This window comes from Neisseria sp. Marseille-Q2251 (assembly GCF_940793045.1).
Taxonomy (GTDB): Bacteria; Pseudomonadota; Gammaproteobacteria; order Burkholderiales; family Neisseriaceae; genus Neisseria.
In genome coordinates this window covers 1-22,675 of sequence record NZ_CALNWV010000029.1, presented here as the reverse complement: position 1 = coordinate 22,675, position 22,675 = coordinate 1, and the positions used below count along the sequence as shown (strand labels likewise).

Annotated in this window: 37 protein-coding genes; 3 read left to right on the top strand and 34 right to left on the bottom strand. The window is 44.1% G+C overall.

The annotated features are described in order from the left end of the window. Window positions 1-78 precede the first annotated feature (78 nt). From AAG834_RS09800 to AAG834_RS09635, 34 genes are all read right to left on the bottom strand, one after another. Window positions 79-741: an SH3 domain-containing protein gene (locus AAG834_RS09800; RefSeq protein WP_342032003.1), complete on the bottom strand. Its 663-nt coding sequence runs from the start codon at window positions 739-741 to the stop codon at window positions 79-81. A 136-nt stretch (window positions 742-877) separates the two neighbouring features. Then, complete coding sequence (locus tag AAG834_RS09795) at window positions 878-1,366, bottom strand: TlpA family protein disulfide reductase (RefSeq protein WP_049229995.1); 489 nt, start codon at window positions 1,364-1,366, stop codon at window positions 878-880. After that, window positions 1,363-1,749, bottom strand: a complete 387-nt coding sequence (locus tag AAG834_RS09790) for an acyl-CoA thioesterase (RefSeq protein WP_003762224.1) — start codon at window positions 1,747-1,749, stop codon at window positions 1,363-1,365. Before AAG834_RS09790 ends, AAG834_RS09795 begins: the two co-directional genes overlap by 4 nt. Further along, a complete protein-coding gene (locus AAG834_RS09785; protein WP_003765647.1) occupies window positions 1,749-2,111 on the bottom strand; it encodes a hypothetical protein in 363 nt (120 codons plus the stop codon). Before AAG834_RS09785 ends, AAG834_RS09790 begins: the two co-directional genes overlap by 1 nt. Window positions 2,112-2,295: 184 nt before the next feature. Continuing rightward, window positions 2,296-3,453, bottom strand: coding sequence for a lipid-A-disaccharide synthase (lpxB, locus tag AAG834_RS09780; RefSeq protein WP_342032002.1), 1,158 nt, complete (start codon window positions 3,451-3,453; stop codon window positions 2,296-2,298). A gap of 508 nt (window positions 3,454-3,961) precedes the next feature. Then, window positions 3,962-4,336, bottom strand: a complete 375-nt coding sequence (gene rplQ / locus AAG834_RS09775; protein ID WP_342032001.1) for a 50S ribosomal protein L17 — start codon at window positions 4,334-4,336, stop codon at window positions 3,962-3,964. A 24-nt stretch (window positions 4,337-4,360) separates the two neighbouring features. Beyond that, the gene (locus AAG834_RS09770) at window positions 4,361-5,347 is read right to left on the bottom strand and encodes a DNA-directed RNA polymerase subunit alpha (RefSeq protein WP_049229992.1); all 987 of its coding nucleotides are present in this window, start codon (window positions 5,345-5,347) and stop codon (window positions 4,361-4,363) included. Window positions 5,348-5,372: 25 nt separating this feature from the next. Continuing rightward, the gene (rpsD, locus tag AAG834_RS09765) at window positions 5,373-5,993 is read right to left on the bottom strand and encodes a 30S ribosomal protein S4 (protein ID WP_003742907.1); all 621 of its coding nucleotides are present in this window, start codon (window positions 5,991-5,993) and stop codon (window positions 5,373-5,375) included. A 15-nt stretch (window positions 5,994-6,008) separates the two neighbouring features. Next, the gene (rpsK, locus tag AAG834_RS09760) at window positions 6,009-6,404 is read right to left on the bottom strand and encodes a 30S ribosomal protein S11 (protein WP_002216249.1); all 396 of its coding nucleotides are present in this window, start codon (window positions 6,402-6,404) and stop codon (window positions 6,009-6,011) included. Between the two features lie 19 nt (window positions 6,405-6,423). Continuing rightward, window positions 6,424-6,786, bottom strand: a complete 363-nt coding sequence (rpsM, locus tag AAG834_RS09755; protein WP_003749295.1) for a 30S ribosomal protein S13 — start codon at window positions 6,784-6,786, stop codon at window positions 6,424-6,426. 65 nt (window positions 6,787-6,851) lie between these two features. Beyond that, window positions 6,852-6,965, bottom strand: coding sequence for a 50S ribosomal protein L36 (gene rpmJ / locus AAG834_RS09750; RefSeq protein WP_003697674.1), 114 nt, complete (start codon window positions 6,963-6,965; stop codon window positions 6,852-6,854). 19 nt (window positions 6,966-6,984) lie between these two features. Beyond that, entirely contained in the window at window positions 6,985-7,203 is a 219-nt protein-coding gene (infA, locus tag AAG834_RS09745) for a translation initiation factor IF-1 (RefSeq protein ID WP_002215452.1), read from the bottom strand. A gap of 4 nt (window positions 7,204-7,207) precedes the next feature. Next, window positions 7,208-8,521, bottom strand: a complete 1,314-nt coding sequence (secY, locus tag AAG834_RS09740; RefSeq protein WP_049230002.1) for a preprotein translocase subunit SecY — start codon at window positions 8,519-8,521, stop codon at window positions 7,208-7,210. A 13-nt stretch (window positions 8,522-8,534) separates the two neighbouring features. Then, the gene (gene rplO / locus AAG834_RS09735) at window positions 8,535-8,969 is read right to left on the bottom strand and encodes a 50S ribosomal protein L15 (protein WP_036492727.1); all 435 of its coding nucleotides are present in this window, start codon (window positions 8,967-8,969) and stop codon (window positions 8,535-8,537) included. Between the two features lies 1 nt (window position 8,970). Beyond that, window positions 8,971-9,156: a 50S ribosomal protein L30 gene (gene rpmD, locus AAG834_RS09730; RefSeq protein ID WP_342032000.1), complete on the bottom strand. Its 186-nt coding sequence runs from the start codon at window positions 9,154-9,156 to the stop codon at window positions 8,971-8,973. Next, the gene (gene rpsE / locus AAG834_RS09725; protein ID WP_003684704.1) at window positions 9,149-9,667 is read right to left on the bottom strand and encodes a 30S ribosomal protein S5; all 519 of its coding nucleotides are present in this window, start codon (window positions 9,665-9,667) and stop codon (window positions 9,149-9,151) included. The genes rpmD and rpsE overlap by 8 nt, the downstream gene beginning before the upstream one ends. 17 nt (window positions 9,668-9,684) lie before the next feature. After that, window positions 9,685-10,038 (bottom strand): 50S ribosomal protein L18, encoded by a 354-nt coding sequence (gene rplR / locus AAG834_RS09720; RefSeq protein WP_003775849.1) that lies wholly within the window; start codon window positions 10,036-10,038, stop codon window positions 9,685-9,687. Window positions 10,039-10,051: 13 nt separating this feature from the next. Beyond that, a complete protein-coding gene (gene rplF, locus AAG834_RS09715) occupies window positions 10,052-10,585 on the bottom strand; it encodes a 50S ribosomal protein L6 (protein ID WP_049229990.1) in 534 nt (177 codons plus the stop codon). Between the two features lie 13 nt (window positions 10,586-10,598). Then, window positions 10,599-10,991 carry a 30S ribosomal protein S8 gene (rpsH, locus tag AAG834_RS09710; protein ID WP_342031999.1) on the bottom strand — a complete coding sequence of 131 codons (393 nt, stop codon included), beginning with the start codon at window positions 10,989-10,991 and terminating at the stop codon, window positions 10,599-10,601. Window positions 10,992-11,005: 14 nt separating this feature from the next. Then, a complete protein-coding gene (rpsN, locus tag AAG834_RS09705; protein ID WP_003684736.1) occupies window positions 11,006-11,311 on the bottom strand; it encodes a 30S ribosomal protein S14 in 306 nt (101 codons plus the stop codon). Window positions 11,312-11,313: 2 nt separating this feature from the next. Next, entirely contained in the window at window positions 11,314-11,853 is a 540-nt protein-coding gene (gene rplE, locus AAG834_RS09700; RefSeq protein WP_003759725.1) for a 50S ribosomal protein L5, read from the bottom strand. Between the two features lie 9 nt (window positions 11,854-11,862). Further along, window positions 11,863-12,186 carry a 50S ribosomal protein L24 gene (gene rplX / locus AAG834_RS09695; protein ID WP_342031998.1) on the bottom strand — a complete coding sequence of 108 codons (324 nt, stop codon included), beginning with the start codon at window positions 12,184-12,186 and terminating at the stop codon, window positions 11,863-11,865. An 11-nt stretch (window positions 12,187-12,197) separates the two neighbouring features. Further along, on the bottom strand, window positions 12,198-12,566 hold the full coding sequence (gene rplN, locus AAG834_RS09690) for a 50S ribosomal protein L14 (RefSeq protein WP_002215434.1): 369 nt from the start codon (window positions 12,564-12,566) through the stop codon (window positions 12,198-12,200). Window positions 12,567-12,791: 225 nt separating this feature from the next. Continuing rightward, entirely contained in the window at window positions 12,792-13,055 is a 264-nt protein-coding gene (gene rpsQ / locus AAG834_RS09685) for a 30S ribosomal protein S17 (protein ID WP_003707145.1), read from the bottom strand. Beyond that, a complete protein-coding gene (rpmC, locus tag AAG834_RS09680; RefSeq protein ID WP_003675882.1) occupies window positions 13,055-13,246 on the bottom strand; it encodes a 50S ribosomal protein L29 in 192 nt (63 codons plus the stop codon). The genes rpsQ and rpmC overlap by 1 nt, the downstream gene beginning before the upstream one ends. Beyond that, the gene (gene rplP / locus AAG834_RS09675) at window positions 13,246-13,662 is read right to left on the bottom strand and encodes a 50S ribosomal protein L16 (protein WP_003675880.1); all 417 of its coding nucleotides are present in this window, start codon (window positions 13,660-13,662) and stop codon (window positions 13,246-13,248) included. The genes rpmC and rplP overlap by 1 nt, the downstream gene beginning before the upstream one ends. Continuing rightward, complete coding sequence (gene rpsC / locus AAG834_RS09670; protein ID WP_003675878.1) at window positions 13,646-14,341, bottom strand: 30S ribosomal protein S3; 696 nt, start codon at window positions 14,339-14,341, stop codon at window positions 13,646-13,648. The genes rplP and rpsC overlap by 17 nt, the downstream gene beginning before the upstream one ends. Before the next feature lie 9 nt (window positions 14,342-14,350). Beyond that, complete coding sequence (rplV, locus tag AAG834_RS09665; protein WP_003675877.1) at window positions 14,351-14,680, bottom strand: 50S ribosomal protein L22; 330 nt, start codon at window positions 14,678-14,680, stop codon at window positions 14,351-14,353. Between the two features lie 8 nt (window positions 14,681-14,688). Continuing rightward, a complete protein-coding gene (gene rpsS / locus AAG834_RS09660) occupies window positions 14,689-14,967 on the bottom strand; it encodes a 30S ribosomal protein S19 (protein ID WP_002215422.1) in 279 nt (92 codons plus the stop codon). A 5-nt stretch (window positions 14,968-14,972) separates the two neighbouring features. Then, window positions 14,973-15,806, bottom strand: coding sequence for a 50S ribosomal protein L2 (gene rplB / locus AAG834_RS09655; RefSeq protein WP_003742892.1), 834 nt, complete (start codon window positions 15,804-15,806; stop codon window positions 14,973-14,975). Window positions 15,807-15,811: 5 nt separating this feature from the next. Then, a complete protein-coding gene (rplW, locus tag AAG834_RS09650) occupies window positions 15,812-16,126 on the bottom strand; it encodes a 50S ribosomal protein L23 (protein WP_342031997.1) in 315 nt (104 codons plus the stop codon). Further along, a complete protein-coding gene (rplD, locus tag AAG834_RS09645; RefSeq protein WP_002218573.1) occupies window positions 16,123-16,743 on the bottom strand; it encodes a 50S ribosomal protein L4 in 621 nt (206 codons plus the stop codon). Before rplD ends, rplW begins: the two co-directional genes overlap by 4 nt. Further along, a complete protein-coding gene (gene rplC / locus AAG834_RS09640; protein ID WP_002215400.1) occupies window positions 16,743-17,387 on the bottom strand; it encodes a 50S ribosomal protein L3 in 645 nt (214 codons plus the stop codon). Before rplC ends, rplD begins: the two co-directional genes overlap by 1 nt. A gap of 339 nt (window positions 17,388-17,726) precedes the next feature. Next, complete coding sequence (locus AAG834_RS09635; RefSeq protein ID WP_342031996.1) at window positions 17,727-18,230, bottom strand: hypothetical protein; 504 nt, start codon at window positions 18,228-18,230, stop codon at window positions 17,727-17,729. A gap of 378 nt (window positions 18,231-18,608) precedes the next feature. Between AAG834_RS09635 and pyk the strand changes: the two genes are divergently transcribed. From pyk to AAG834_RS09620, 3 genes are all read left to right on the top strand, one after another. Next, on the top strand, window positions 18,609-20,081 hold the full coding sequence (pyk, locus tag AAG834_RS09630) for a pyruvate kinase (protein WP_342031995.1): 1,473 nt from the start codon (window positions 18,609-18,611) through the stop codon (window positions 20,079-20,081). A gap of 247 nt (window positions 20,082-20,328) precedes the next feature. Then, the gene (locus AAG834_RS09625) at window positions 20,329-20,712 is read left to right on the top strand and encodes a hypothetical protein (RefSeq protein WP_342031994.1); all 384 of its coding nucleotides are present in this window, start codon (window positions 20,329-20,331) and stop codon (window positions 20,710-20,712) included. 377 nt (window positions 20,713-21,089) lie between these two features. Continuing rightward, complete coding sequence (locus AAG834_RS09620) at window positions 21,090-22,502, top strand: OmpP1/FadL family transporter (protein ID WP_342031993.1); 1,413 nt, start codon at window positions 21,090-21,092, stop codon at window positions 22,500-22,502. Window positions 22,503-22,675: the final 173 nt, after the last annotated feature.

The window sequence follows — 22,675 nt, the reverse complement described above, 5'->3', positions numbered from 1 at the left end:
GTGCAAGGTCGTCTGAAAAACCGAATCAAAGTTTTCAGACGACCTTTTTGATTACGCCGATATCTCGACAACTTTTGATTAATCCACCCGCTCCAACTGACTTTTATGAACATACCCTTGGGTAGTCGTATCTTTTAATTGAACGAGGTACCAATCCTTACGAACGGTTTTCAATTTTTCTACTATGGCGTTGTCGTCCAAGCGTTTGATTATGTCGGCATGGGTATCCGGTTGGCTCCTGAGGTTAACCTTATGGCTATCTGTGGATTTAACGATGAAATCATTATTCATAATCAACGAGTAAATACAGCCCGAATCAGGGATTTGTTTAGCCGTTGTTTTTGGGATTTTTTCAAATTTTATAAGTTTGGCAGAATAATATTTACCGTCACAAATGACTTCCGTACCCACTTTACCCATAGTAATTTGGGCAGGCTGTTTGACAGAATCTTCCTGATAGACGTAAAAATTCGGCGGAAGCACCAATTCTTTCAAAACAGCAGCTTGCTGCGATTTGCTCAAATTAAGGGAGATTCGGTTTTGATTCGATATTTTGGTGTCTTCAGGAATAAAGTCAAAATATAAAACCCTTTGACTCCGAGCATTACCATCTAAACTTTTACCCCAATAAACCCACAGCATGCCTTTTTGAGGAACGCCTTGTGCAAATGTCAGCTGCAATACGCTCAAAATAAAGCTGACAAAAATACAATAAATAAATTGTTTATTTTTCAAAGCCATTTTCAATCATGCTCAAAGCCTGCCTGCTGAAATCTCCATTCAGTCATCCGGCAGCAATATCGTTGATCATTGGATATGGTAACAATAGAAGGTCGTCTGAAAACAATGAAACGCCTCTAATGATACAACCTCATAATTACTTCGCCAATTCTTTGTCGATTTCCTGATAAAGCTCAGCGAAGTTCGGCTCGCCGACAAAGGTTTTCAGGATTTCGCCTTTTTTATTGATCAGGAAAGAAGTCGGGTAAACCTGCGTACCGAACGCTTGGGCGGCGGCTTTATCGGCATCAAACATGACGGTAAAAGGCAAGCCGTATTCTTTGACGTATTGGTTTACGCTTTCCAACGGGTCTATCGGTTGGGCAATGCCGAGGACTTGAAAGTCTTTGCCTTGATAGTCTTTGGACATTTTGATGACTTTGGGCATTTCGCTGACACAGCCCGGGCAGGAGGGGAACCAGAAATTGATGAAGCTGACTTTGCCTTGCAAATCGGCATTGGACACTGGTTTGCCTTGCAGGTCGGACAAAGAGAATGCGGGAGTAGGTTTATTATCCGGAATAAGGACGATGGCAAGCAGCGCGCCGATAATGGCAACTGCGGCAATGGTAATGAGCTTTTTCATGCTTCGGCGTATTGTTTTAAAAGGGTAAAGAGAGGTTCGGGAATGCTGATGCTTCGCCCGCTTTCTGCACTGACAACCATCAAAGTACTTTCGGCTTCGACGGCATTTTTACCGCTGGGCAAAACGATGTTTTGGGTAAGGATAATATGACGCGAAGTCAGCTCTTTCAGACGACCTTCAAAGCGCAATATGTCGCCATCGACGGCGGCACGACGATAACGGATGTCGGTGCGGACAACCACCAGCATCAAGCCGTCGATTTCGGACAATAAACCGTGTTCTTCAAAAAACGCCCAGCGCGCTTCTTCGAGAAATTCGAGATAGCGCGCGTTGTTGACATGACCGTAGCCGTCAAGATGGTAATTGCGGACACGGATATTCATCAGTTCAGATTGAAGGGTTGAAAGGCTTCACGGGCGAGCGGTTCTTGCTCGAGGTCGGTGATAACGGTAGAAAGCTGGATGTCGAACCATTCGTTGAAAATATCTGCATTCAAATCAGGCCATTCGCTTTCATCTTCGCACCAATCGGCAAGTTCGGCAGCAAAAATGTCTTCAAACCGCGCTTCGATTTCGTCCCATACTTCGTCGGCGGTTTCACACGGACGAACGAGATAAGAATTGGCATCGGCTTGAATATCTTCAAGGGTCAAACCATCAAGATGATTACCGGGCAGGGTTTGCAGCCAGTTCCAAAAAGGATCGAGCGGGATGAGCAGGAAGACGCTGCGGTTGACTTCGTACATGATGTTTTCCTTGGTTTCAGATAAGGGAATGATATAGCAAAGGCCGTGGAAACGCCATCTTTGCCGACTGAAGGATAGATAAGTTGGAGCAAAGCGATGTTTAAACTGCAACCCGTTTTCTGCTTCATTACTTTTTTGTAAATCTGATTGCCGCTCTTTTCTCTTGTTGAATCAGCAAGACAAACTAAGATTTGAAAAAACCTGCTTCTTCCAACACTGCATTTGCAACCAGTGTATCGGTATCTTTTCTCAATAATAAGTGCAGCTCATGAAAATCTTGTTTCAAGCGGGCAACTGCTTCCGGATGTTCATACCAATAAATCATGGCTTCCGCCAATTTTTCAGGCGTGGTATCGTGTTGCAAAAGCTCTGGAACAGCACATTTGTTCAGCAAAATATTGGGCAAACCGACATGTGGCACTTTAATTTTACGCTTCACATAAGCATAAGTCAGAGGAGATATTTTATAGCTGATCACCATAGGACGTTTACACAAAGCCACTTCCAGCGTTGCCGTCCCGCTGGTCACCAAAACTACATCTGCCGCGGTACAAACAGTATCTGCTTGTTTATCAACCAGCGTAATAGGAAGACCCGAGAATTGTGCAGAGGCAAGAATTTTTGATATACGACGATGGGTTGCTTGCGTAGCAACCGGCATAAGAAATTGAGCCTGCGGGTAGCGTTTCAACAAAAGTAATGCTGTTTGAAAAAACACAGGAGCCATGTAATCAATTTCGCTCACACGACTGCCTGGCATCAAGGCAAATACTGGGACTGACGATGCAACACCCAACTGAAGACGTGCAGAAGATTGATCAACATCTACAGGCATCGTTTGAGCCATCGGATGACCGACAAACTCTGCCTTACCACCGGCATCCAAATAGAGCTGTGGTTCCATTGGGAAAAGGCATAACACCCGATTAACTTGATGAACGATTTTGTTAACTCGCTCACGTCTCCACGCCCAAACAGAAGGGCTGACATAGTGAACCGTTGGAATACCCGTTTTCTTAAGTTTTTCTTCCACCCAAAGATTAAAATCAGGTGCATCAATCCCAACAAAAACATCCGGTTTTATGCGGATAAGGTCATTAACTAGACCTTTTCGGATTTTCAAGATTTCAGGCAAACGTTTAACTACCTCAACAAAGCCTCGTACTGCCAATTTTTCTTGGTCATATAGACTTTCAAATCCTTCCGCCTTCATACGTTCGCCACCAATGCCAATAAATTTAGCATCAGGACAACGTTTTTTAATCGCACAAATAAGATGTGCACCAAGCAGATCACCCGATGCCTCAGCAACACTCATTGCAATCGTGAGAGAAGTAGTCATATAAAATTATGGGATACAAAAAAGAATTTGGTAAGTGTAATACCTGACGGCAAAGAAGTTCTTAGTTAAATTTCAATTATAGAGACCTTTGCAAAAATAGTCTGTTAACGAAATTTGACTCATAAAAATACGCTAAAAATTTTCAATTGACCAAAACCTTTATGATTTTGAGTAAAAGCTAGGAAAAATCAGAAAGGTTTTTCATTTTGAAAATGGTATTAAACATAGAATTTTAGTAACTTATATTATTTAAAATATCTCTTACAATATGATACTGGAAAGAAATACTCTATCTATGGCAAACCCACTTACCCATCATTACAAAACAAAAAGAATGAATTCAATATACCGAGAGTATTTTAAATAGAGTATTTTAAATAGAGTATTTTAAATAGAGTATTTTAAATAGAGTATTTTAAATAGAGTATTTTAAATACTCAAAAGGTAGCTTGCATATAATAAAACACCATTTGAGAAAACAAATGGTGTTTTATTATGGTGTATTAGATTACTCGGCAGCTTCTGCTGCTTTGTCTACTAATTCAATCAATGCCAAAGGTGCATTGTCGCCTTTGCGGAAACCATATTTCAGCACACGAACATAACCGCCATTACGGGCAGCAAAACGTGGACCTAACTCATCAAACAATTTAACTACAACATCACGATCACGAGTGCGGTCAAATGCCAAACGACAGTTTGCTAAGGAAGGTTTTTTACCCAATGTAATTAAGGGCTCAACTACGCGGCGTAATTCTTTAGCTTTAGGCAAAGTTGTCACAATAGTCTCGTGAGTCAACAATGAGTTCGCCATATTACGCAGCATTGCAGCGCGATGGCTGCTTGTACGGTTTAATTTGCGGTTACCATTACGATGACGCATGTCATTATCCTTTAATCTTCAAACTTACGGCTTTTCTAAGCCTACAGGCGGCCAAGCTTCCAATTTGGAACCTAGTGTCAAGCCTTTAGATGCCAACACTTCTTTGATTTCATTCAAAGATTTACGACCCAAATTCGGAGTTTTAAGAAGCTCTGTTTCAGTACGTTGAATCAAATCGCCGATATAATAAATATCTTCAGCTTTCAGACAATTAGCTGAACGTACAGTTAATTCCAAATCATCTACCGGACGCAGCAGGATAGGGTCAATAGGAGGAGCTTTTTCTTCAACTTCTTCTACTGGAGTACCTTGCAAATCAGCAAAGATAGACATTTGATCAATTAAAATACGAGCAGCACTACGTACAGCTTCTTCAGGATCAATAGAACCATCAGTTTCAATATCCAAAACCAATTTATCTAAATCCGTACGCTGCTCTACGCGTGCAGGTTCAACTTCAAAGCTAACACGACTGATGGGCGAAAAGCTCGCATCCAACTGAATTGCACCAATCTGGCGGTTTTCATCGCGCACAACACGACGACCGGAAACAGATTGATAGCCACGCCCCTGCTCAACTTTGATTTCCATCTCAATTTGACCATTCTCGGCCAAATGACAAATAATATGCTCAGGATTTAAAATTTCCACATCATGTGGCAATTCGATATCACCGGCAACTACTGTACCGGCCCCTGACTTTTTCAAAGTTAACTGAACTTGGCCACGCCCATGCAGCTTAAATACAATACCTTTGACATTCAACAAAATATCGACGACATCTTCTTGAACGCCATCAACAGTAGAGTATTCGTGCAATACACCGGAAATGGCCACTTCAGTAGGAGCAAAACCATTCATGGATGACAGTAAGATACGACGCAAAGCATTACCTAAAGTATGACCAAAACCGCGCTCAAACGGCTGCATGGATACTTTTGCACGAGTTGTAGATAAAGTATCGACATCAATTTGACGAGGTTTCAAAAATTCGGTTGTGCTATTTTGCATTTAACTGTCCCTCACTGAGCTAGCGTTATTTAGAGTAGAATTCTACCACCAGCTGTTCATTAATATCGCCAGTTAATTCTGAACGATCCGGCATATTTTTAAATACGCCTTCCAATTTGTCTGCATCAACAGAAACCCAGCTTGGTAAACCGATTTGAGTTGCCAAACTTAAAGCTTCCTGAATACGAACCTGTTTTTTAGCTTTCTCACGAACAGCTACAACATCACCGGCTTTAACTTGGAAAGAAGGAATATTTACAACCTGACCGTTAACGGTAATTGCTTTATGAGAAACCAGCTGACGCGCCTCAGCACGAGTCGAGCCAAATCCCATGCGATATACTACATTATCCAAACGAGACTCTAACAATTGCAGCAGCAATTCACCAGTAGAGCCTTTACGTCGATCTGCTTCTGCAAAATAGCGACGGAATTGACGTTCCAATACGCCATAAATACGACGAATCTTTTGCTTCTCACGCAATTGCAAACCATAGTCGGACAAACGCGGTTTTTTTGCGCCATGCTGACCAGGAGCGGAGTCCAGTTTACATTTAGAATCTAAAGAACGACGAGCACTCTTCAGAAATAAATCAGTGCCTTCTCGACGTGCTAATTTACATTTAGGGCCAATATAACGTGCCATGTTTCAATCACTCCTTTAAATACGACGTTTTTTAGGCGGACGGCAACCGTTATGAGGCAACGGAGTAACGTCGGTAATACTGGTAATTTTAAAACCAAGAGCGTTGAGTGCACGTACAGAAGACTCTCGACCGGGACCAGGGCCTTTTATACGAACTTCTAAATTTTTAACGCCATATTCTTGGGCAACTTTACCAGCTGCTTCTGCAGCCACTTGAGCTGCAAACGGTGTACTTTTACGAGAACCTTTAAAACCAGCGCCGCCAGAGGTAGCCCAAGACAATGCATTGCCTTGACGGTCAGTGATTGTAATGATGGTATTGTTGAAAGAAGCATGTACATGCACAATACCTTCGCTTACGGTTTTACGTACTTTTTTACGTACACGCGAAGCTGTGTTTGCTTTAGCCATTAATAAAATTCCTTAAAAATTATTTTTTACCAGCAATCGCTTTACGCGGACCTTTGCGGGTACGAGCGTTTGTGCGAGTGCGTTGACCACGACAAGGCAAACCTCGACGATGACGGAAACCACGGTAACAACCCATGTCCATCAATCGTTTGATGCTCATCGTTACCTCACGGCGCAAATCGCCTTCCACTTCATACTTGGCAACTTGTTCACGCAAAGCGTCTAATTGAGCCTCGTCCAAATCTTTTGCTTTTGTAGTGGGAGCAATATTTGCTGCCTCGCAAATTAATTTAGCACGAGTAGCACCGATACCATAAATAGCCTGCAAGCCAATTACGATATGTGCATTATTAGGGATATTTACCCCTGCAATACGAGCCATATTTTTTCCTTTAAACGGCAAAGTTCGTCACTATACCACAAAGTCTTGCTAAAAGAAAAGTTCCCTTAACCTTGACGCTGTTTGTGACGAGGATCAGTACAAATTACACGAACCACTCGATTACGACGGATAATCTTACAGTTGCGGCAAATTTTCTTTACAGACGGTTGTACACGCATTATCTTTCCTTATATCGTTTTATCTAGCTCGGAAGACAATCCGAGCTCGAGTTAAATCATAAGGTGTCAGTTCTACCGTCACCTTATCCCCAGGAGAGATCCGGATATAATGCATACGCATTTTCCCGGAAATATGACCTAATACAATATGGTCATTCTCAAGCTTTACTTTAAAAGTTGCGTTAGGTAGAGTTTCAAGAATCTCCCCCTGCATTTGTATGGTATCTTCTTTAGCCATAATTCTACTTACGTGATAAAGATTTCATATCAAGACCGCTCATTAAACTCTCATATTGCTGAGTCATGCGGTAAGAGTTAATTTGGGTACTAAAGTCCATTGTCACCACGACTAAAATCAGTAAAGATGTACCACCCAAATAAAAAGGAACATTCAAAGCTGTTGTCAAAAATTCTGGAATTAAACAAATAGTTGTAATATATAATGCACCAAACAAAGTGAGGCGTAATACAACCTGCTCCAGATACTGAGAAGTTTGCTTACCAGGTCGAATTCCCGGCACAAAAGCACCGCTTTTCTTCAAATTCTCTGCCATTTCTTTTGGGCTAAAAACCAAGGCTGTATAAAAATAGCAGAAGAAAATAATTGTCACTGTAAATAACAAAATATATAAAGCTTGCCCATGCTGAAGCAAACCAGCAATTTTATGCAACAAACTGCCCGTATCATTAGAACCAAACCAGCTTAACAAAGTGGATGGAAACAAAATAATACTTGACGCAAAAATAGGAGGAATGACGCCTGCCATATTCAACTTAAAGGGCATATGTGTATTAGAACCTTGCATTACACCACTACCAACTTGGCGTTTCGCATAATGCACGGGAACTTTACGCTGCGCACTTTCAAAATATACAACAATATAAATTAATAGCAATGCACCAATAACAATTGACACAGCCGTAGGCATACCAATTGATCCTTGACTCGTTAAAGCTAATAATCTTGCTATACCGGAAGGAATACCGGCAGCGATACCAGCAGTAATAATCAAGGAAATTCCATTCCCAATCCCACGCTCCGTAATCTGCTCACCTAACCACATCAGGAACATTGTACCTGTGACTAAGCTCACTACCGTAGAAATATGGAACTCCAAAGAATTAGTGACAACTACACCTTGCTGAAATACAAAGGTAGCCACACCAAAACTCTGTAAGATGGCTAATAGCACTGTACCGTATCTTGTATATTTTGTAATAACTTTTCGACCTGCCTCCCCTTCCTTTTTTAATGCCTTTAAAGAAGGAATAATTTCAGAGGCCAACTGAACAATTATTGATGCTGAAATATATGGCATTATGCCAATTGCGAATATACTAAAGCGCTCTAACGAACCACCAGAAAACATGTTCAACATGCCTAGTATGCCGTTCCCAGCGCTTTCGTATAATTTAGCTAAAGCAACAGCATCTACGCCAGGTACAGGGATATGGGCTCCAATACGAAAAACAATTAACGCCCCTAAAAGAAACGTTAGACGTTTTTTTAGATCTCCAAATTTGGACAAGCCTGATAAAGATTGTTGATTAGCCACTATAATGCAAGCCTTATTCTTCCACTTTACCACCAGCAGCTTCAATTGCTGCTTTAGCCCCTTTAGTGGCTTTAATGCCCCTCAGGACAACAGCTTTTGAAAGCACACCAGAGGCAATAACTTTCACATTGGAAACAGTTGTAGGAACCAGCCCAGCTTGCTTGAGAACTAATACATCAATCTCATTCACAGCGAGCAAGTTCAATTCACTCAAACGAATCTCAGCATTAGCAGCAGCAGTCAAAGATTTGAAACCACGTTTTGGCAGGCGACGTTGCAAAGGCATTTGACCGCCTTCGAAACCTACTTTATGAAAACCACCAGAACGGCTTTTTTGACCTTTATGACCACGGCCACCAGTTTTACCTAAACCACTACCAATACCACGACCTACACGACGACGAGCGTGAGTAGCCCCCTCAGCAGGTTGAATAGAATTTAGAAACATATCAAGACTCCACTTTCAACAAGTAGCTGATTTTGTTAATCATACCACGGTTTTCAGGGGTATCTAAAACCTCTACTGTATGCTCGCGATGGCGCAAACCTAAACCACGAGCACATGCACGATGAGATTCAATTGTACCAATCAGGCTCTTCACCAATGTAACTCTAATCTTTTTTTGCTCAGTCATGGTTTGCTCCCAAAATGTCTTCCACTGTTAGGCCACGTTTAGCAGCGATATCAGCAGGTGTATATAACTTAGACAAGCCGTCTAATGTAGCTCGTACAATGTTATAAGGGTTTGTAGAACCATGCACTTTAGCAGAAATGTTATGAATACCCATAGCATCAAAAACTAAGCGCATAGGACCACCTGCCTTTACACCACTACCTTCTTTAGCGGGTTGCATAAAGACTTTAGTAGCGCCATGACGTCCAATAACCTCATGATGAATCGTACCATTTTTTAGAGGTACTTTAATCATAGAGCGACGAGCCTGATCCATTGCTTTTTGAACAGCTACTGGCACTTCTTTTGACTTACCTTTACCCATACCAATACGACCATCCCCATCACCAACAACAGTTAGCGCAGAGAAAGCCATGATACGACCACCTTTAACTACTTTAGTTACGCGATTAACTGCGACCATTTTTTCAATCAGGCCGTCACCACGTTCTTCAATTTCATGTTTTGCCATCTGAAAGTCTCCAATTATTAGAAGCTTAAACCATTTTCACGTGCAGCTTCAGCCAAAGCTTTCACACGACCGTGATATTGGAAACCTGAACGATCAAAAGCAACTTTTTCTACGCCTACTGCTTTAGCTTTCTCAGCAATGCGCTTTCCTACTACTGCAGCTGCCTCAACGTTGCCACCAGATTTCAGACTACCACGCACTTCAGCTTCCAATGTAGAGGCTTGAGCCAATACTTTATCACCTTCAGCACTAATTACTTGAGCATAAATATGATTATTGCTACGAAACACACATAATCTTACCATTTTCAAGTCCGCAATACGTGCACGGGTTTTGCGTGCACGACGGAGTCGGGTTGTATGTTTATCCATTAGTGAACCTCAATTATTTTTTCTTGGCTTCTTTCATCACTACCACTTCACCTACATAACGAACACCCTTACCTTTATAAGGCTCAGGAGAACGGAATGCACGAATTTCAGCAGCGACTTGACCAACTACTTGTTTATCTGCACCAGTCAAAACGATCTCTGTTTGGCTAGGAGTTTGAACAGAAACACCTTCAGGCATTTCATATACGATTGGATGAGAAAAACCCAAAGACAAATTCAAAACTTTGCCTTGAGCTTGAGCACGGTAACCCACACCAATCAATTGTAGTTTTTTCTCAAAACCTTCTGAAACACCTTTAACCATATTATTAACTAATGCACGAGCAGTACCTGACATAGCATTTGCCTGCTTACTGTCATTTTTTGCAGCAAAAGTTAATTTACCATCGTTTAATTCAATGGCGACATTAGAAGGCAAAGGAAAGGCCAACTCGCCATTCTTACCCTTGATAACCAATGCTTCTGTTCCAAATTTTACTTCTACACCAGCAGGAACAGTCACTGGGTTTTTTGCGACACGTGACATTTACTTTTCTCCACTAGGCTACGATGCACAACAACTCACCACCGACGCCCTCAGAACGAGCCTTGCGGTCAGTCATCACACCTTTAGAAGTACTAACAATAGCGATACCCAATCCATTCATAACATTGGGAATTTCGCTAGAAGCTTTGTAAATACGCAAACCTGGACGTGAAACACGTTGAATTTGCTCAATCACAGGACGGCCTGCATAATATTTCAATTGAATTTCCAATACCGGCTTCGCATCAGCAGAAACCGAAAAATCCTCGATATAACCTTCTTCTTTCAAGACTTTTGCAATTGCACACTTTAATTTAGAGGAAGGCATGGCAACTGCTACCTTATTGGCACGTTGCGCATTACGAATACGAGTCAACATATCGGAAATAGGATCATGCATACTCATTATTAATACTCCTATTACCAGCTAGCTTTAACAACACCGGGAATCTCGCCACGCATAGCGATTTCACGGATTTTAATACGACCCAAACCGAATTTACGGAAAGTACCACGAGGACGACCTGTCAAAGCACAACGACGGCGTTGACGTACAGGAGCTGCATTACGCGGAATGGATTGGAATTTCAGACGAGCTTCAAAACGCTCCTCTTCAGTTGCATTCGCATCATTAATAACAGCAAAAATTGCCTCACGTTTGGCTGCAAACTTTTTCGCCAGAGCTTGACGTTTCAGTTCACGATTAATAAGTGCTTTCTTAGCCATGATTATCCTTTAAACGGAAACTTGAACAGTGACAATAAAGCTTTAGCTTCCTCATCAGTTTTTGCAGTAGTTGTAATAGTAATATTCAAACCACGCAAAGCATCAATTTTATCGTATTCAATTTCCGGGAAAATGATTTGCTCGCGAACACCCATGTTGTAATTACCACGACCATCAAATGATTTGCCACTTACACCACGGAAGTCACGTACACGAGGTAATGCAATAGTAATCAAACGATCCAAGAATTCAAACATTTGATCACGGCGCAATGTTACTTTGCAACCGACAGGATAATTATCGCGAATCTTAAAACCTGCGATAGATTTACGAGCAACAGTAACGACTGGTTTTTGACCAGCAATTTTCTCTAAGTCAGATACCGCATGTTCCATAACTTTTTTATCTGCAACAGCTTCTCCGACACCCATATTTAAAGTAATTTTTTCAATACGGGGAACTTCCATTACTGACTTGTAACCAAATTGTTTAATCAGTTCAGGAACAACTGTATCTTTATAAAACTCTCTCAAACGAGCCATGTTATCTCCTTATGCTCCAATAACAGAGCCATTTGATTTGAAGAAACGAACGCGCTTAACTTTGCCTTCATTCTCAATCAGTTTAATACCAACACGGTCTGCTTTATTAGTTTCCGGATTCAGGATTGCAACATTAGAAATATCCAACGGCATTTCTTTAGCAACAATACCACCCTCAATACCACGCATCGGATTAGGTTTTTGGTGACGTTTTACGACGTTAACACCTTCAACAACAATTTTACCACCCAATACGCGAACTACTTGACCTTGCTTACCTTTATCCTTACCAGTGATCACAACAACTTGGTCACCTTTAATGATTTTATTCATCGCGCTATTCCTTATAACACTTCAGGCGCCAATGAAACGATTTTCATAAATCGCTCAGTACGCAACTCACGGGTTACCGGACCAAAAATACGTGTACCCAGAGGTTCAAGTTTATTGTTTAACAACACGGCGGCGTTGTTATCGAATTTAATCAACGCACCATCAGGACGACGCACACCTTTAGCAGTACGAACAACAACTGCATTGTACACATCACCTTTTTTGACACGACCACGTGGGGCTGCATCTTTAACTGCGACTTTAATAATATCGCCAACAGAAGCGTAGCGACGCTTAGATCCGCCCAATACCTTGATACACATCACGCGACGCGCACCAGAGTTATCAGCCACATCTAAGATGGTCTGCATTTGAATCATATTTGTACCTTTAAATTAACCAACTTAATTTACCATTTTCATATAGCTCGCCCACCTATTTAAATTAAGCTAACTAAATGAAACCATCACGGTTCTAGTAAACCAGTCTTGGATCCCGAAGGGAAGAAACTTTCAGAAGAAACTGAAAGATAAGAAACGAAGTTTACACGCAAATTCACTTTGGCGCAACACTTCGTTTCTTATTAAAGCCAACTGTCTTAATTCTTAAACAGTACGTGCTTTCTCAACCAGTTCTTTAACAACCCAAGATTTGGTTTTTGACAGTGGACGAGATTCCGCAATTACTACTACATCACCAATTCCATATTGATTATTTTCATCATGGGCATGGATTTTAGTTGATAAACGGATGATTTTACCATACAGAGGGTGTTTCACTTTACGCTCAACCAGCACTGTAACAGTTTTGTCCATTTTGTCGCTTACCACTTTGCCTTGCAAAGTACGAACATTTTTATTTTCGCTCATTACTTAGCACCTTTTTCAGTTAAAATGGTTTTAATACGAGCAATATCGCGACGTACACGTTTTAATTCGCTTGGCTTACCCAATTGACCAGTTGCGTTTTGCATACGTAAGCCAAACTGAGCTTTCAACAAGTCCAACAAATCTGCATTTAATTGCTCAATAGATTTGTCTTTCAATTCATTTGCTTTCATTATTGACCTACCTGTCTTACTACAAAGGTCGTAGGAATAGGCAATTTGGCAGCAGCCAATTCAAATGCTTCACGAGCCAAAGCCTCTGGAACACCGTCCATCTCATACAACACTTTGCCTGGTTTGATTTCGGCAATGTAATATTCCACGTTACCTTTACCGCCACCCATACGAACTTGAATAGGTTTTTCAGTAATTGGTTTATCAGGGAATACACGAATCCAAATACGACCACCACGTTTAATGTGGCGAGTCATTGTACGACGAGCAGCTTCGATTTGGCGGGCAGTCAAACGACCACGACCAACGGCTTTCAAACCGAACTCACCGAAACTTACTTTGTTACCGCGAGTAGCAATACCAGTATTGCGACCTTTTTGTTGCTTGCGGTATTTCAGTCTAGTTGGCTGCAGCATTACGTCCACCTGCCTTTCTTTGTTTCTTTTCATGCTCAGGTTTAGCTGAAGTCTTTACATTACCTTCAGTATAGACCCAAACTTTCAGACCCAGCACGCCATAAGTGGTATGGGCTTCGCTAGTCGCATAATCTACGTTGGCACGCAAAGTATGCAGAGGTACACGACCTTCACGATACCATTCGCTACGAGCAATATCTGCACCATTCAGACGACCTGAGGTCATAATCTTGATACCTTTTGCTCCTGAACGCATAGCATTTTGCATAGCGCGCTTCATAGCACGGCGGAATTGAACGCGTTTTTCCAATTGCTGAGCAATACCATCAGCAATAATTTGTGCATCCAATTCAGGTTTACGGATTTCTTCGATATTCACATGAACAGGCACGCCCATCAAGGCTTGCAAATCACGTTTCAGAACTTCGATATCCTCACCTTTTTTACCAATTACTACTCCTGGACGGGCAGAGTGGATGGTAATGCGTGCAGATTTTGCAGGACGTTCAATAACTACGCGACCAACAGAAGCATTCGCCAATTTTTTACGCAGGTAGTTACGAACATCAATGTCTTGTTTCAAAACAGCAGAAAAGTCGGTGCTTTTAGCAAACCATTTTGAAGCCCAGTCTTTAGTTACCGCCAGGCGAAAGCCTGTAGGGTTAATCTTTTGTCCCATAGCTTTTCCTTAGTTGCCCACTGTCACATTGATATGACAAGTTTGTTTTTCAATGCGGTTACCGCGACCTTTGGCACGAGCTTGGAAACGTTTCAAGCTTGGACCTTTGTCAACAAAGATAGTGACCACTTTCAACTCATCAATGTCGGCACCGTTATTGTGCTCGGCATTAGCAATAGCTGATTCCAATACTTTTTTAATCAACTCAGCACCTTTTTTAGGGCTGAAAGTCAAAATATTCAAAGCTTGGGCAACGTCTTTACCACGAATCAAATCAGCTACCAAACGAGCTTTTTGAGCTGAAATACGGGCATTTTTATGTTGTGCATTTACTCTCATGATTCACCTTATTTCTTTTTAGCCTTTTTATCAGCCAAGTGGCCTTTAAAGGTACGGGTCAATGAGAATTCACCTAATTTATGACCAACCATGTTATCGCTGATAAACACAGGCACATGGGTGCGGCCGTTGTGTACAGCAATGGTCAGACCGATAAAATCAGGCAGAATGGTAGAACGACGAGACCAAGTTTTAATCGGGCGCTTGTCGTTGCTTGCACGAGCAGCATCTACTTTTTTCAGCAAATGCAGGTCTACATATGGGCCTTTTTTCAATGAACGAGCCATACTAATTAACCTTTATTTGAGTAACGACGACGAACAATCATGTTATCCGTGCGTTTGTTATTACGAGTGCGGTAGCCTTTAGCAGGAGTACCCCATGGGCTAACCGGTTCGCGAGCTTCACCGGTACGACCTTCACCACCACCATGCGGGTGATCGACAGGGTTCATGACAACACCACGAACGGTCGGACGAATACCGCGCCAACGATTGGCACCGGCTTTACCGATTTTCTTAAGGCTTTGCTCTTCGTTACCAACCTCACCGATAGTTGCACGGCAATCTACGTTGATTTTACGAACTTCGCCGGAGCGCAGACGGACTTGAGCGTATGCACCTTCTTTAGCCAACAATACCGCAGAAGCACCGGCAGAACGTGCAATTTGTGCACCTTTACCAGGTTTCATTTCGATACAGTGAATAGTCGTACCAACGGGAATGTTGCGGATCGGCAGGGTGTTACCTACTTTGATGGCAGCTTCAGCACCGGAAACCAATACAGCACCAGCTTGAATACCGCGAGGAGCGATGATGTAGCGACGCTCACCGTCTGCATAGCACAACAGGGCAATGAAGGCAGTACGGTTAGGATCGTATTCGATACGCTCTACTTTTGCAGGGATACCGTCTTTGTTACGTTTAAAGTCTACAACACGGTAATGGTGTTTATGACCGCCGCCTTTGTGACGGGTGGTGATATGACCATTATTGTTACGACCGGCAGTAGAATTTTTCTTTTCGAGCAAAGGTGCATAAGGCGCACCTTTGTGCAAACCTTCTGTTACCACGCGAACCATGCCGCGACGGCCTGCAGAAGTTGGCTTCATTTTAACGATTGCCATTTTGTTTATTCCTTATCTGCAGCTGCAGCAGCGGCTTCCAAATCCAACTCTTGACCGGCAGCCAAGCTTACATAAGCTTTTTTAACATCGCTGCGGCGGCCCAAAGTACGACCAAAACGCTTAGTTTTACCTTTAGTGGTAACGGTAGTTACAGAAGCAACTTCAACACCGAACAGCAGCTCGACAGCCGCTTTGATTTCAGGTTTGGTTGCATTTGCCAAAACTTTAAACGTCATTTGGTTGCGTTTTTCAGCCAATACGTTGCTTTTTTCAGAAACGATAGGTGCCAAAATCACTTGAGTCAAACGTTGTTGATTCATACCCATTGCTCCTCTAATTGTGCAACTGCATCTTTAGTGATGATTACTTTTTTGTAACGCAGCAAGCTGTAAGGATCAACTTGTTGAGCTTCCAAAACCAACACGTTTGGCAAGTTGCGTGAAGCCAAGTAAACATTCTCATCGAGCTGTTTGGTTACAAACAGCACTTGCTCCAAACCCAGATTTTTCACTTGTTCAGCAAAAACTTTGGTTTTAGGAGTTTCAGCAGTCAACGCTTCGATAGCAAACAAACGCTCATCACGGGCCAATTGGGACAGGATAGTCGCCATACCGGCACGGTACATTTTACGGTTTACTTTTTGAGTGAAGTTTTCGTCGGGTTTGTTCGGGAACGCACGACCACCTTTACGCCACAGCGGAGAAGAAGTCATACCGGAACGGGCACGGCCGGTACCTTTTTGGCGCCATGGTTTTTTGGTTGAGTGTTTTACTTCGGCACGGGTTTTTTGAGCACGGTTGCCAGAGCGGGCGTTTGCCAAGTAGGCATTTACCAGCTGATGAACCAACGCTTCATTGTATTCGCGAGCGAACAAAGCATCAGAAACAGACAGACTGCCTGAAACTTGTCCTTTAGCGTCAATTACTTTCAATTCCATTACGCACCTACTTTCACGCTAGGACGAACTACAACATCGCTGTTGACCGCACCCGGAACAGCACCCTTAACCAACAGCAGTTGGCGTTCTGCATCAACACGGACAACTTCCAGTTTTTGAACAGTTGCTTTGGTGTTGCCGTATTGACCGGCCATGCGTTTACCGGGGAACACGCGACCTGGGTCTTGCGCCATACCGATAGAACCTGGAACACGGTGAGAACGGGAGTTACCGTGGGAAGTACGTTGGGCACCGAAGTTATGACGTTTGATCGTACCGGAGAAACCTTTACCTTTAGAGGTACCGGTTACATCGACCAGTTGACCGACTTCAAACATAGAAACGGTGATTTCGTCACCGGCTTTCAATTCAGCCAGTTTTTCTTCAGTCAAAGCAAACTCGATCAAACCGCGACCGGCTTCAACACCTGCTTTTGCAAAGTGTCCGGCTTCGGCTTTGTTGACACGGTTAGCTTTTTTCTGACCAAAGGTAACTTGAACGGCAGTATAGCCGTCAGTATCTTTGGATTTTACTTGTGTAACGCGGTTGGCAGACATATCCAAAACGGTTACCGGAACAGAAACACCCTGTTCGTCGAACACGCGGGTCATACCAACTTTGCGTCCAACCAGACCTAAAGTCATGATTATTTTCCTTTTAAAGTAAAGGGGCGGGCTACGATTGGCCTGCCTTCGGACAATGATAAAACTTGGCAAATTTGTACCAAGCCCTGCACTATACCACGACAATAAAGAAGTTTTCAAGAAAAATCTTAGGCTTGCCGCAGGTTATTTACCGCTATCCGACAGATTTGAGGTTTACCCAATCCATCGATATTCTGTTCTGAATTTTGACAGTCTTAATTGTTGTTCAACGATATAAAAGGTCGTCTGAAATTTCATCTACAACAAAATTTCAGACGACCTCTTCTCAATATATATGGTTTATTTTAAACCACTCAGATGCGCTTCATATCGAAACTGCTATTTCTGCAACTCCGTCAGCGGAGTTTGTTCGGGCTGGCGCGTGTGCAACTTATACCAGCCAAACAGCCGCACTAAACATAAAAAGGCAATAAACGGCATGCACAAGGCGGAAACCAAATAGCGCGGATTGTTGGTATTAAGGACATTCCCGCCCGCCGACAGGGTCAATGCGGCATTAAACCATTCCCACAATGAAGGTACGCTGAAAGCCAACACAGCAATCAGTCCGAGCGTTCGGAAAATACCGATAGGCAAAATCTGACGTTTTAGCACTGTACGGTTTAGCTGTAACAAGACAATCAATCCGAACCCGATGATGATGACCATGCCGCCGTTTGCAACGATTTGCAGGCTGTTGAACGCGATGTCGGGCGTTACCGCCAGCCCGCCGTCTGAAGCAGGGGCCGCTTGCTGCTGAAGGTTAAGTCCTTGAACGATATTTAAAACGAAACCATAAACCATATCGGCAAGCATAATACCTATAGGCAAAGAAGTGAGCATTCGTCTTAGCATGGTTGTGTCTGATAATGATGAAAAAGATACGGATGGAAACTAATGTAGTTTCAGACGACCTATCCACTATACACATCCATTAAGAAGGGTCGTCTGAAAAGTGGCAGACGGTATTGTAGCGGATTGCCGGCTCTAACGTATGTAAAATTAAATTTAGCCTAAGTCATAAAATCCTGTAATTTTCCACCAATCATTTAACTTTGGGAGTAAAATTCCAAAATATTAATTTGCTTCATGATTTACGGCTTGGATATCTCAGTGTAAGTTTTAGATTTACAGTTTCAGACGACGTTGGGACGCTATTTTGTAATTTTCCAACAAAGCCGTATGCCATTTATCAACGGATTGACCGAAAGGACGCTTCACATGAGTAATGCAAAACGCGATGTAACCCGCATCAGCCACAACACCAAAATCGTCGCTACGTTGGGGCCGGGCAGCAACAATGTTCAGTTGTTGGAAGACATGATCCGTGTAGGCGGTCTGAATGTCGTCCGTTTCAATTTCAGCCACGGCACACCTGAATTCCATCAGGAAAACGCCCGCATCGTGCGTGAAGCGGCAAAACGTGCCGGACAGGAAATCGCCATCCTTGCCGACTTGCAAGGTCCGAAAATCCGTGTCGGCAAAATCGCCGGCGGCAGCATTGAATTGAGCAAAGGCGAAACGCTGGTTCTGGATGCCGCGCTCGAAGGCGAAGGTACGCGCGACGCGGTCGGTTTGGACTACCGCGACCTGCCTAATGATGTCGTTGCGGGCGATGTTTTGTGGCTGGATGACGGTTTGCTGACTTTGACCGTGGAATCCGTTGAAGGCAGTAAGATTGTTACTAAAGTTGAAAACAGCCATGTGTTGAAAAGCAACAAAGGCATCAATAAACGCGGCGGCGGTTTATCCGCAGGCGCGTTGACCGAGAAAGACTTCCGCGACCTGAAAACTGCGATTGCCATCGGTTGCGACTACCTCGCCATCAGCTTTGTGAAATCCGCCGAAGATTTGCACACTGCCCGCGCCAAAGTCGAAGAAGAAATGAAAGGCAGCACTGCCGTTCGCCCCGGCTTGGTTTCCAAAATCGAACGTGTGGAAGCGATTGAAAACTTGGACGAAATCATCCTCGCTAGCGACGGTATCATGGTGGCGCGCGGCGACTTGGCGGTCGAAGTCGGACACGCAGCCGTCCCCGCCCTGCAAAAACGCATGATCCGCCGCGCTCGTGAGTTGCGCCGCTTTAGCATTACCGCAACCCAAATGATGGAATCCATGATCACCAACCCCGTACCGACCCGCGCGGAAGTCAGCGACGTGGCAAACGCGGTATTGGACGGCACCGATGCGGTGATGTGTTCCGCCGAAACCGCCGTCGGCGCGTATCCGTTTGAAACCGTCAGCCAAATGGCGATTATTTGCGCGGCTGCGGAAAAAGAACAAGATTCGCTCAACGGCGTTGCCGAACAGGTCGATTATCCCGAAGCCGTCAGCACCAACTTGGCGATTGCCGGCGGCGCGGTCAGTGTGGCGCGCGCGGTTCACGCCAAAGCCATCGTCGCCCTGACTGAAAGCGGTTCGACCGCCTTCGAAGTCAGCCGCCACAACATCACCTTGCCGATTTTCGCGCTGACCCCGAGCATTTCCGCCCAACGCCGTATGGCAATGTATCGGGGCGTGCGCCCGCTGATTTTGGCAACCAGCACCGACCACGATACCGCGCTGAACGAAGTGGAAGCCATGTTGGTCGAACATAAAATCTTAAGTTCCGGCGACCAATACATCATCACCAGCGGTTCGCAAATGCGCGAATCCGGTTCGACCAATACGCTGGAAGTGCTGCGCGTTAAATAATCGACACGCAAACGGCAGATAAACGAGAGGTCGTCTGAAAACTTGGAAACGGGTTTTCAGACGACCTCTCGTTTTCTTTTGAAGCAAGATTTTTGGGCACTGAAACACTAGGAATCTATAAATTTTTAAGAACCTCAAGTCTAGACGCAAAGACAGAAAAGTGTGCTACTTTGGAAGCTAGAAAATATCTAACAGGCTTGAGGGCTGATGCAGAAACTTCAACTAATCAATTCTCAAGAAGAAAGAGATGAATATGTCCAAAGATCAAAGGAAAGATGATTTTTTTGACCTGATAGAAGAATTTCTAAATTTATTAAATTATAGAGATTTTAAACAACTCGCAATCAAATTTCAGATTAACAAAGATAGGTATGAGGAAATTTTGGAAGAACTGGATGATGAAAATCTTTTAGATAAAAAATTATCATTACCTCCTAGAGAAATAGCATTGACCGCACGAAATGATAATAGGGCAATATTTGAAACATATGAAATGAATGGCACGGAAGAAGTTATAGGAATCGAATGCTGTTTATATGCAGATAACAGGGAAACTGACCTAACCCTAGAAGGTCGTTTTCATAAAAAAGATGGGAAATTTATTTTTGTTTATCAGGGTATTCGTGCATAAAGCTCTAATAGAGGCGAACCAAGCTATCAAACAATCCCACCATGACATCTTTACCACAGTCCCGCCCCCTCCTATCTGCGCAACATGCAAGTTTTTCTGAAAGAAGCCAAAAATATTAGGCAAAAGCGATAACGTGGTATAGAATCGAGCACCTACACTAATCAAACGGAATGACTATCTGGAAACAACTGTACTTTGATTGAAAAACCGTTGCCCTTCAGCCCAAAATTCATGTCAGCCAGTCATTTGCTGCATCTTTTTGCCTTGAAGCCCATCGTTTCTATTCAACATGCCGATTCCAAACCGTCAGCCCGCTCCAGACACGGAGGCGTTTGTTTCAGACGACCTCTTTATTATTTGTCCGCAGGTACAAGAAAATGACACACTCACCCATCAAACAAACCGTAATCTTACTCAGCGCAGTCTTCTTTTCCGGCGCAGTCCACGCTTCGGGCTACCACTTCGGTACGCAGTCGGTCAACGCGCAAGGCACCGCCAACTCTTCCGGCGCGGAAGCCGCCGACGCATCGACCATCTTCTACAACCCTGCCGGCCTGTCCAAACTCGACAGCAGCCAAGTTTCCGTCAACGCCAACATCGTCCTGCCCAGCATCCGCTACGAAGCCGATTCTGCACAATACTATCAAGGCGGCGATGTTTCCGGCTCGAAAAGCGGCAAAATCACCAAAACCACCGTCGCTCCGCATCTCTACGGCGCATACAAAGTCAATGACGACGTAACTTTGGGTTTGGGCGTTTACGTCCCCTTCGGCTCTGCCACCGAATACGAAAAAGATTCCGTGCTGCGCCACAACATCAACAAACTCAGCCTCACCAGCATCGACATCGAACCGGTCGTCGCTTGGAAAGCCAATGAAAACCATGCTTTCGGTGCAGGCCTGATCGCCCAATATTCCAAAGCCGAATTGCGCAAATATTCCGACTGGGATGCCTCCGGCGCCATCAGCCAACTCGCCAGCGGCCTTGCTTCACGCGCCGCCGGCCGCCCTGTCTCCGTCAGCGCGCAAGGCAAATCTGACGGACATGCCGAAGTTAAAGGTCACGACTGGGGCTTTGGCTATCAACTCGCTTGGATGTGGGACATCAACGACCGCGCACGGGTCGGTGTGAACTACCGATCCAAAGTAACTCACACCCTCAAAGGCTCGGCAGAATGGGAAGCCGACGGCGCATACGCCCGCCGTGCTTGGGATTTGGGCGCGCTTGCCGCCCGTGGTTACGTTCCGCGTGAAAAAGCAAGCGTCAAAATCGTAACCCCTGAATCCCTGTCCGTTCACGGCATGTATAAAGCCACCGACAAATTCAACCTGTTCAGCGATGTAACTTGGACGCGCCACAGCCGCTTCAACAAAGCGGAACTGGTTTTTGAAAACACCAAAAACATCGTCAACGGCAAATCCGACCGCACCGTCATCACGCCCAACTGGCGCAACACTTACAAAGTCGCGCTCGGCGGTTCTTACCAAGTGACCGACCCGCTGCAACTGCGCGCAGGTATCGCCTTTGACCGCTCGCCCGTCAAAAACGCCGGCTACCGCATGAACAGCCTGCCCGACGGCAACCGCATCTGGTTCTCGCTCGGCGCGAAATACCATATCGGCAAAAACCACGTCCTCGATGCCGCTTACAGCCACATCCACATCAACGACACCCGCTACCACACCGCCCGAGCCACCGGCAGCGATGTGGACAGCAAAGGCGCATCCAGCGCGCACTTCAAAAACCACGCCGACATCATCGGCCTGCAATACACTTACAAATTCAAGTAAGCCGTTTGGCACCGACATCAAAAGGTCGTCTGAAAACCGATATCCAGGTTTGAACTGGCCCCCAAATCTTGGACACTCATAAAAGCCTATTATTCAGGCGCTCTGTGTAAGCTGGGTTCTGTATGCGACAGGACTCAGCTTTTTCAATTTCAAACTGCAACGCTCGCGGTTGT

Coding starts and splice junctions, on each gene's coding strand:
- AAG834_RS09800 (WP_342032003.1), bottom strand. CDS start 741: ATGGCTTTGAAAAATAAACAATTTATTTATTGTATTTTTGTCAGCTTT.
- AAG834_RS09795 (WP_049229995.1), bottom strand. CDS start 1,366: ATGAAAAAGCTCATTACCATTGCCGCAGTTGCCATTATCGGCGCGCTG.
- AAG834_RS09790 (WP_003762224.1), bottom strand. CDS start 1,749: ATGAATATCCGTGTCCGCAATTACCATCTTGACGGCTACGGTCATGTC.
- AAG834_RS09785 (WP_003765647.1), bottom strand. CDS start 2,111: ATGTACGAAGTCAACCGCAGCGTCTTCCTGCTCATCCCGCTCGATCCT.
- lpxB (WP_342032002.1), bottom strand. CDS start 3,453: ATGACTACTTCTCTCACGATTGCAATGAGTGTTGCTGAGGCATCGGGT.
- rplQ (WP_342032001.1), bottom strand. CDS start 4,336: ATGCGTCATCGTAATGGTAACCGCAAATTAAACCGTACAAGCAGCCAT.
- AAG834_RS09770 (WP_049229992.1), bottom strand. CDS start 5,347: ATGCAAAATAGCACAACCGAATTTTTGAAACCTCGTCAAATTGATGTC.
- rpsD (WP_003742907.1), bottom strand. CDS start 5,993: ATGGCACGTTATATTGGCCCTAAATGTAAATTAGCACGTCGAGAAGGC.
- rpsK (WP_002216249.1), bottom strand. CDS start 6,404: ATGGCTAAAGCAAACACAGCTTCGCGTGTACGTAAAAAAGTACGTAAA.
- rpsM (WP_003749295.1), bottom strand. CDS start 6,786: ATGGCTCGTATTGCAGGGGTAAATATCCCTAATAATGCACATATCGTA.
- rpmJ (WP_003697674.1), bottom strand. CDS start 6,965: ATGCGTGTACAACCGTCTGTAAAGAAAATTTGCCGCAACTGTAAGATT.
- infA (WP_002215452.1), bottom strand. CDS start 7,203: ATGGCTAAAGAAGATACCATACAAATGCAGGGGGAGATTCTTGAAACT.
- rplO (WP_036492727.1), bottom strand. CDS start 8,969: ATGTTTCTAAATTCTATTCAACCTGCTGAGGGGGCTACTCACGCTCGT.
- rpmD (WP_342032000.1), bottom strand. CDS start 9,156: ATGACTGAGCAAAAAAAGATTAGAGTTACATTGGTGAAGAGCCTGATT.
- rpsE (WP_003684704.1), bottom strand. CDS start 9,667: ATGGCAAAACATGAAATTGAAGAACGTGGTGACGGCCTGATTGAAAAA.
- rplR (WP_003775849.1), bottom strand. CDS start 10,038: ATGGATAAACATACAACCCGACTCCGTCGTGCACGCAAAACCCGTGCA.
- rplF (WP_049229990.1), bottom strand. CDS start 10,585: ATGTCACGTGTCGCAAAAAACCCAGTGACTGTTCCTGCTGGTGTAGAA.
- rpsH (WP_342031999.1), bottom strand. CDS start 10,991: ATGAGTATGCATGATCCTATTTCCGATATGTTGACTCGTATTCGTAAT.
- rpsN (WP_003684736.1), bottom strand. CDS start 11,311: ATGGCTAAGAAAGCACTTATTAATCGTGAACTGAAACGTCAAGCTCTG.
- rplE (WP_003759725.1), bottom strand. CDS start 11,853: ATGGCTCGTTTGAGAGAGTTTTATAAAGATACAGTTGTTCCTGAACTG.
- rplX (WP_342031998.1), bottom strand. CDS start 12,186: ATGAATAAAATCATTAAAGGTGACCAAGTTGTTGTGATCACTGGTAAG.
- rplN (WP_002215434.1), bottom strand. CDS start 12,566: ATGATTCAAATGCAGACCATCTTAGATGTGGCTGATAACTCTGGTGCG.
- rpsQ (WP_003707145.1), bottom strand. CDS start 13,055: ATGAGCGAAAATAAAAATGTTCGTACTTTGCAAGGCAAAGTGGTAAGC.
- rpmC (WP_003675882.1), bottom strand. CDS start 13,246: ATGAAAGCAAATGAATTGAAAGACAAATCTATTGAGCAATTAAATGCA.
- rplP (WP_003675880.1), bottom strand. CDS start 13,662: ATGCTGCAGCCAACTAGACTGAAATACCGCAAGCAACAAAAAGGTCGC.
- rpsC (WP_003675878.1), bottom strand. CDS start 14,341: ATGGGACAAAAGATTAACCCTACAGGCTTTCGCCTGGCGGTAACTAAA.
- rplV (WP_003675877.1), bottom strand. CDS start 14,680: ATGAGAGTAAATGCACAACATAAAAATGCCCGTATTTCAGCTCAAAAA.
- rpsS (WP_002215422.1), bottom strand. CDS start 14,967: ATGGCTCGTTCATTGAAAAAAGGCCCATATGTAGACCTGCATTTGCTG.
- rplB (WP_003742892.1), bottom strand. CDS start 15,806: ATGGCAATCGTTAAAATGAAGCCAACTTCTGCAGGCCGTCGCGGCATG.
- rplW (WP_342031997.1), bottom strand. CDS start 16,126: ATGAATCAACAACGTTTGACTCAAGTGATTTTGGCACCTATCGTTTCT.
- rplD (WP_002218573.1), bottom strand. CDS start 16,743: ATGGAATTGAAAGTAATTGACGCTAAAGGACAAGTTTCAGGCAGTCTG.
- rplC (WP_002215400.1), bottom strand. CDS start 17,387: ATGACTTTAGGTCTGGTTGGACGCAAAGTTGGTATGACCCGCGTGTTC.
- AAG834_RS09635 (WP_342031996.1), bottom strand. CDS start 18,230: ATGCTCACTTCTTTGCCTATAGGTATTATGCTTGCCGATATGGTTTAT.
- pyk (WP_342031995.1), top strand. CDS start 18,609: ATGAGTAATGCAAAACGCGATGTAACCCGCATCAGCCACAACACCAAA.
- AAG834_RS09625 (WP_342031994.1), top strand. CDS start 20,329: ATGAATATGTCCAAAGATCAAAGGAAAGATGATTTTTTTGACCTGATA.
- AAG834_RS09620 (WP_342031993.1), top strand. CDS start 21,090: ATGACACACTCACCCATCAAACAAACCGTAATCTTACTCAGCGCAGTC.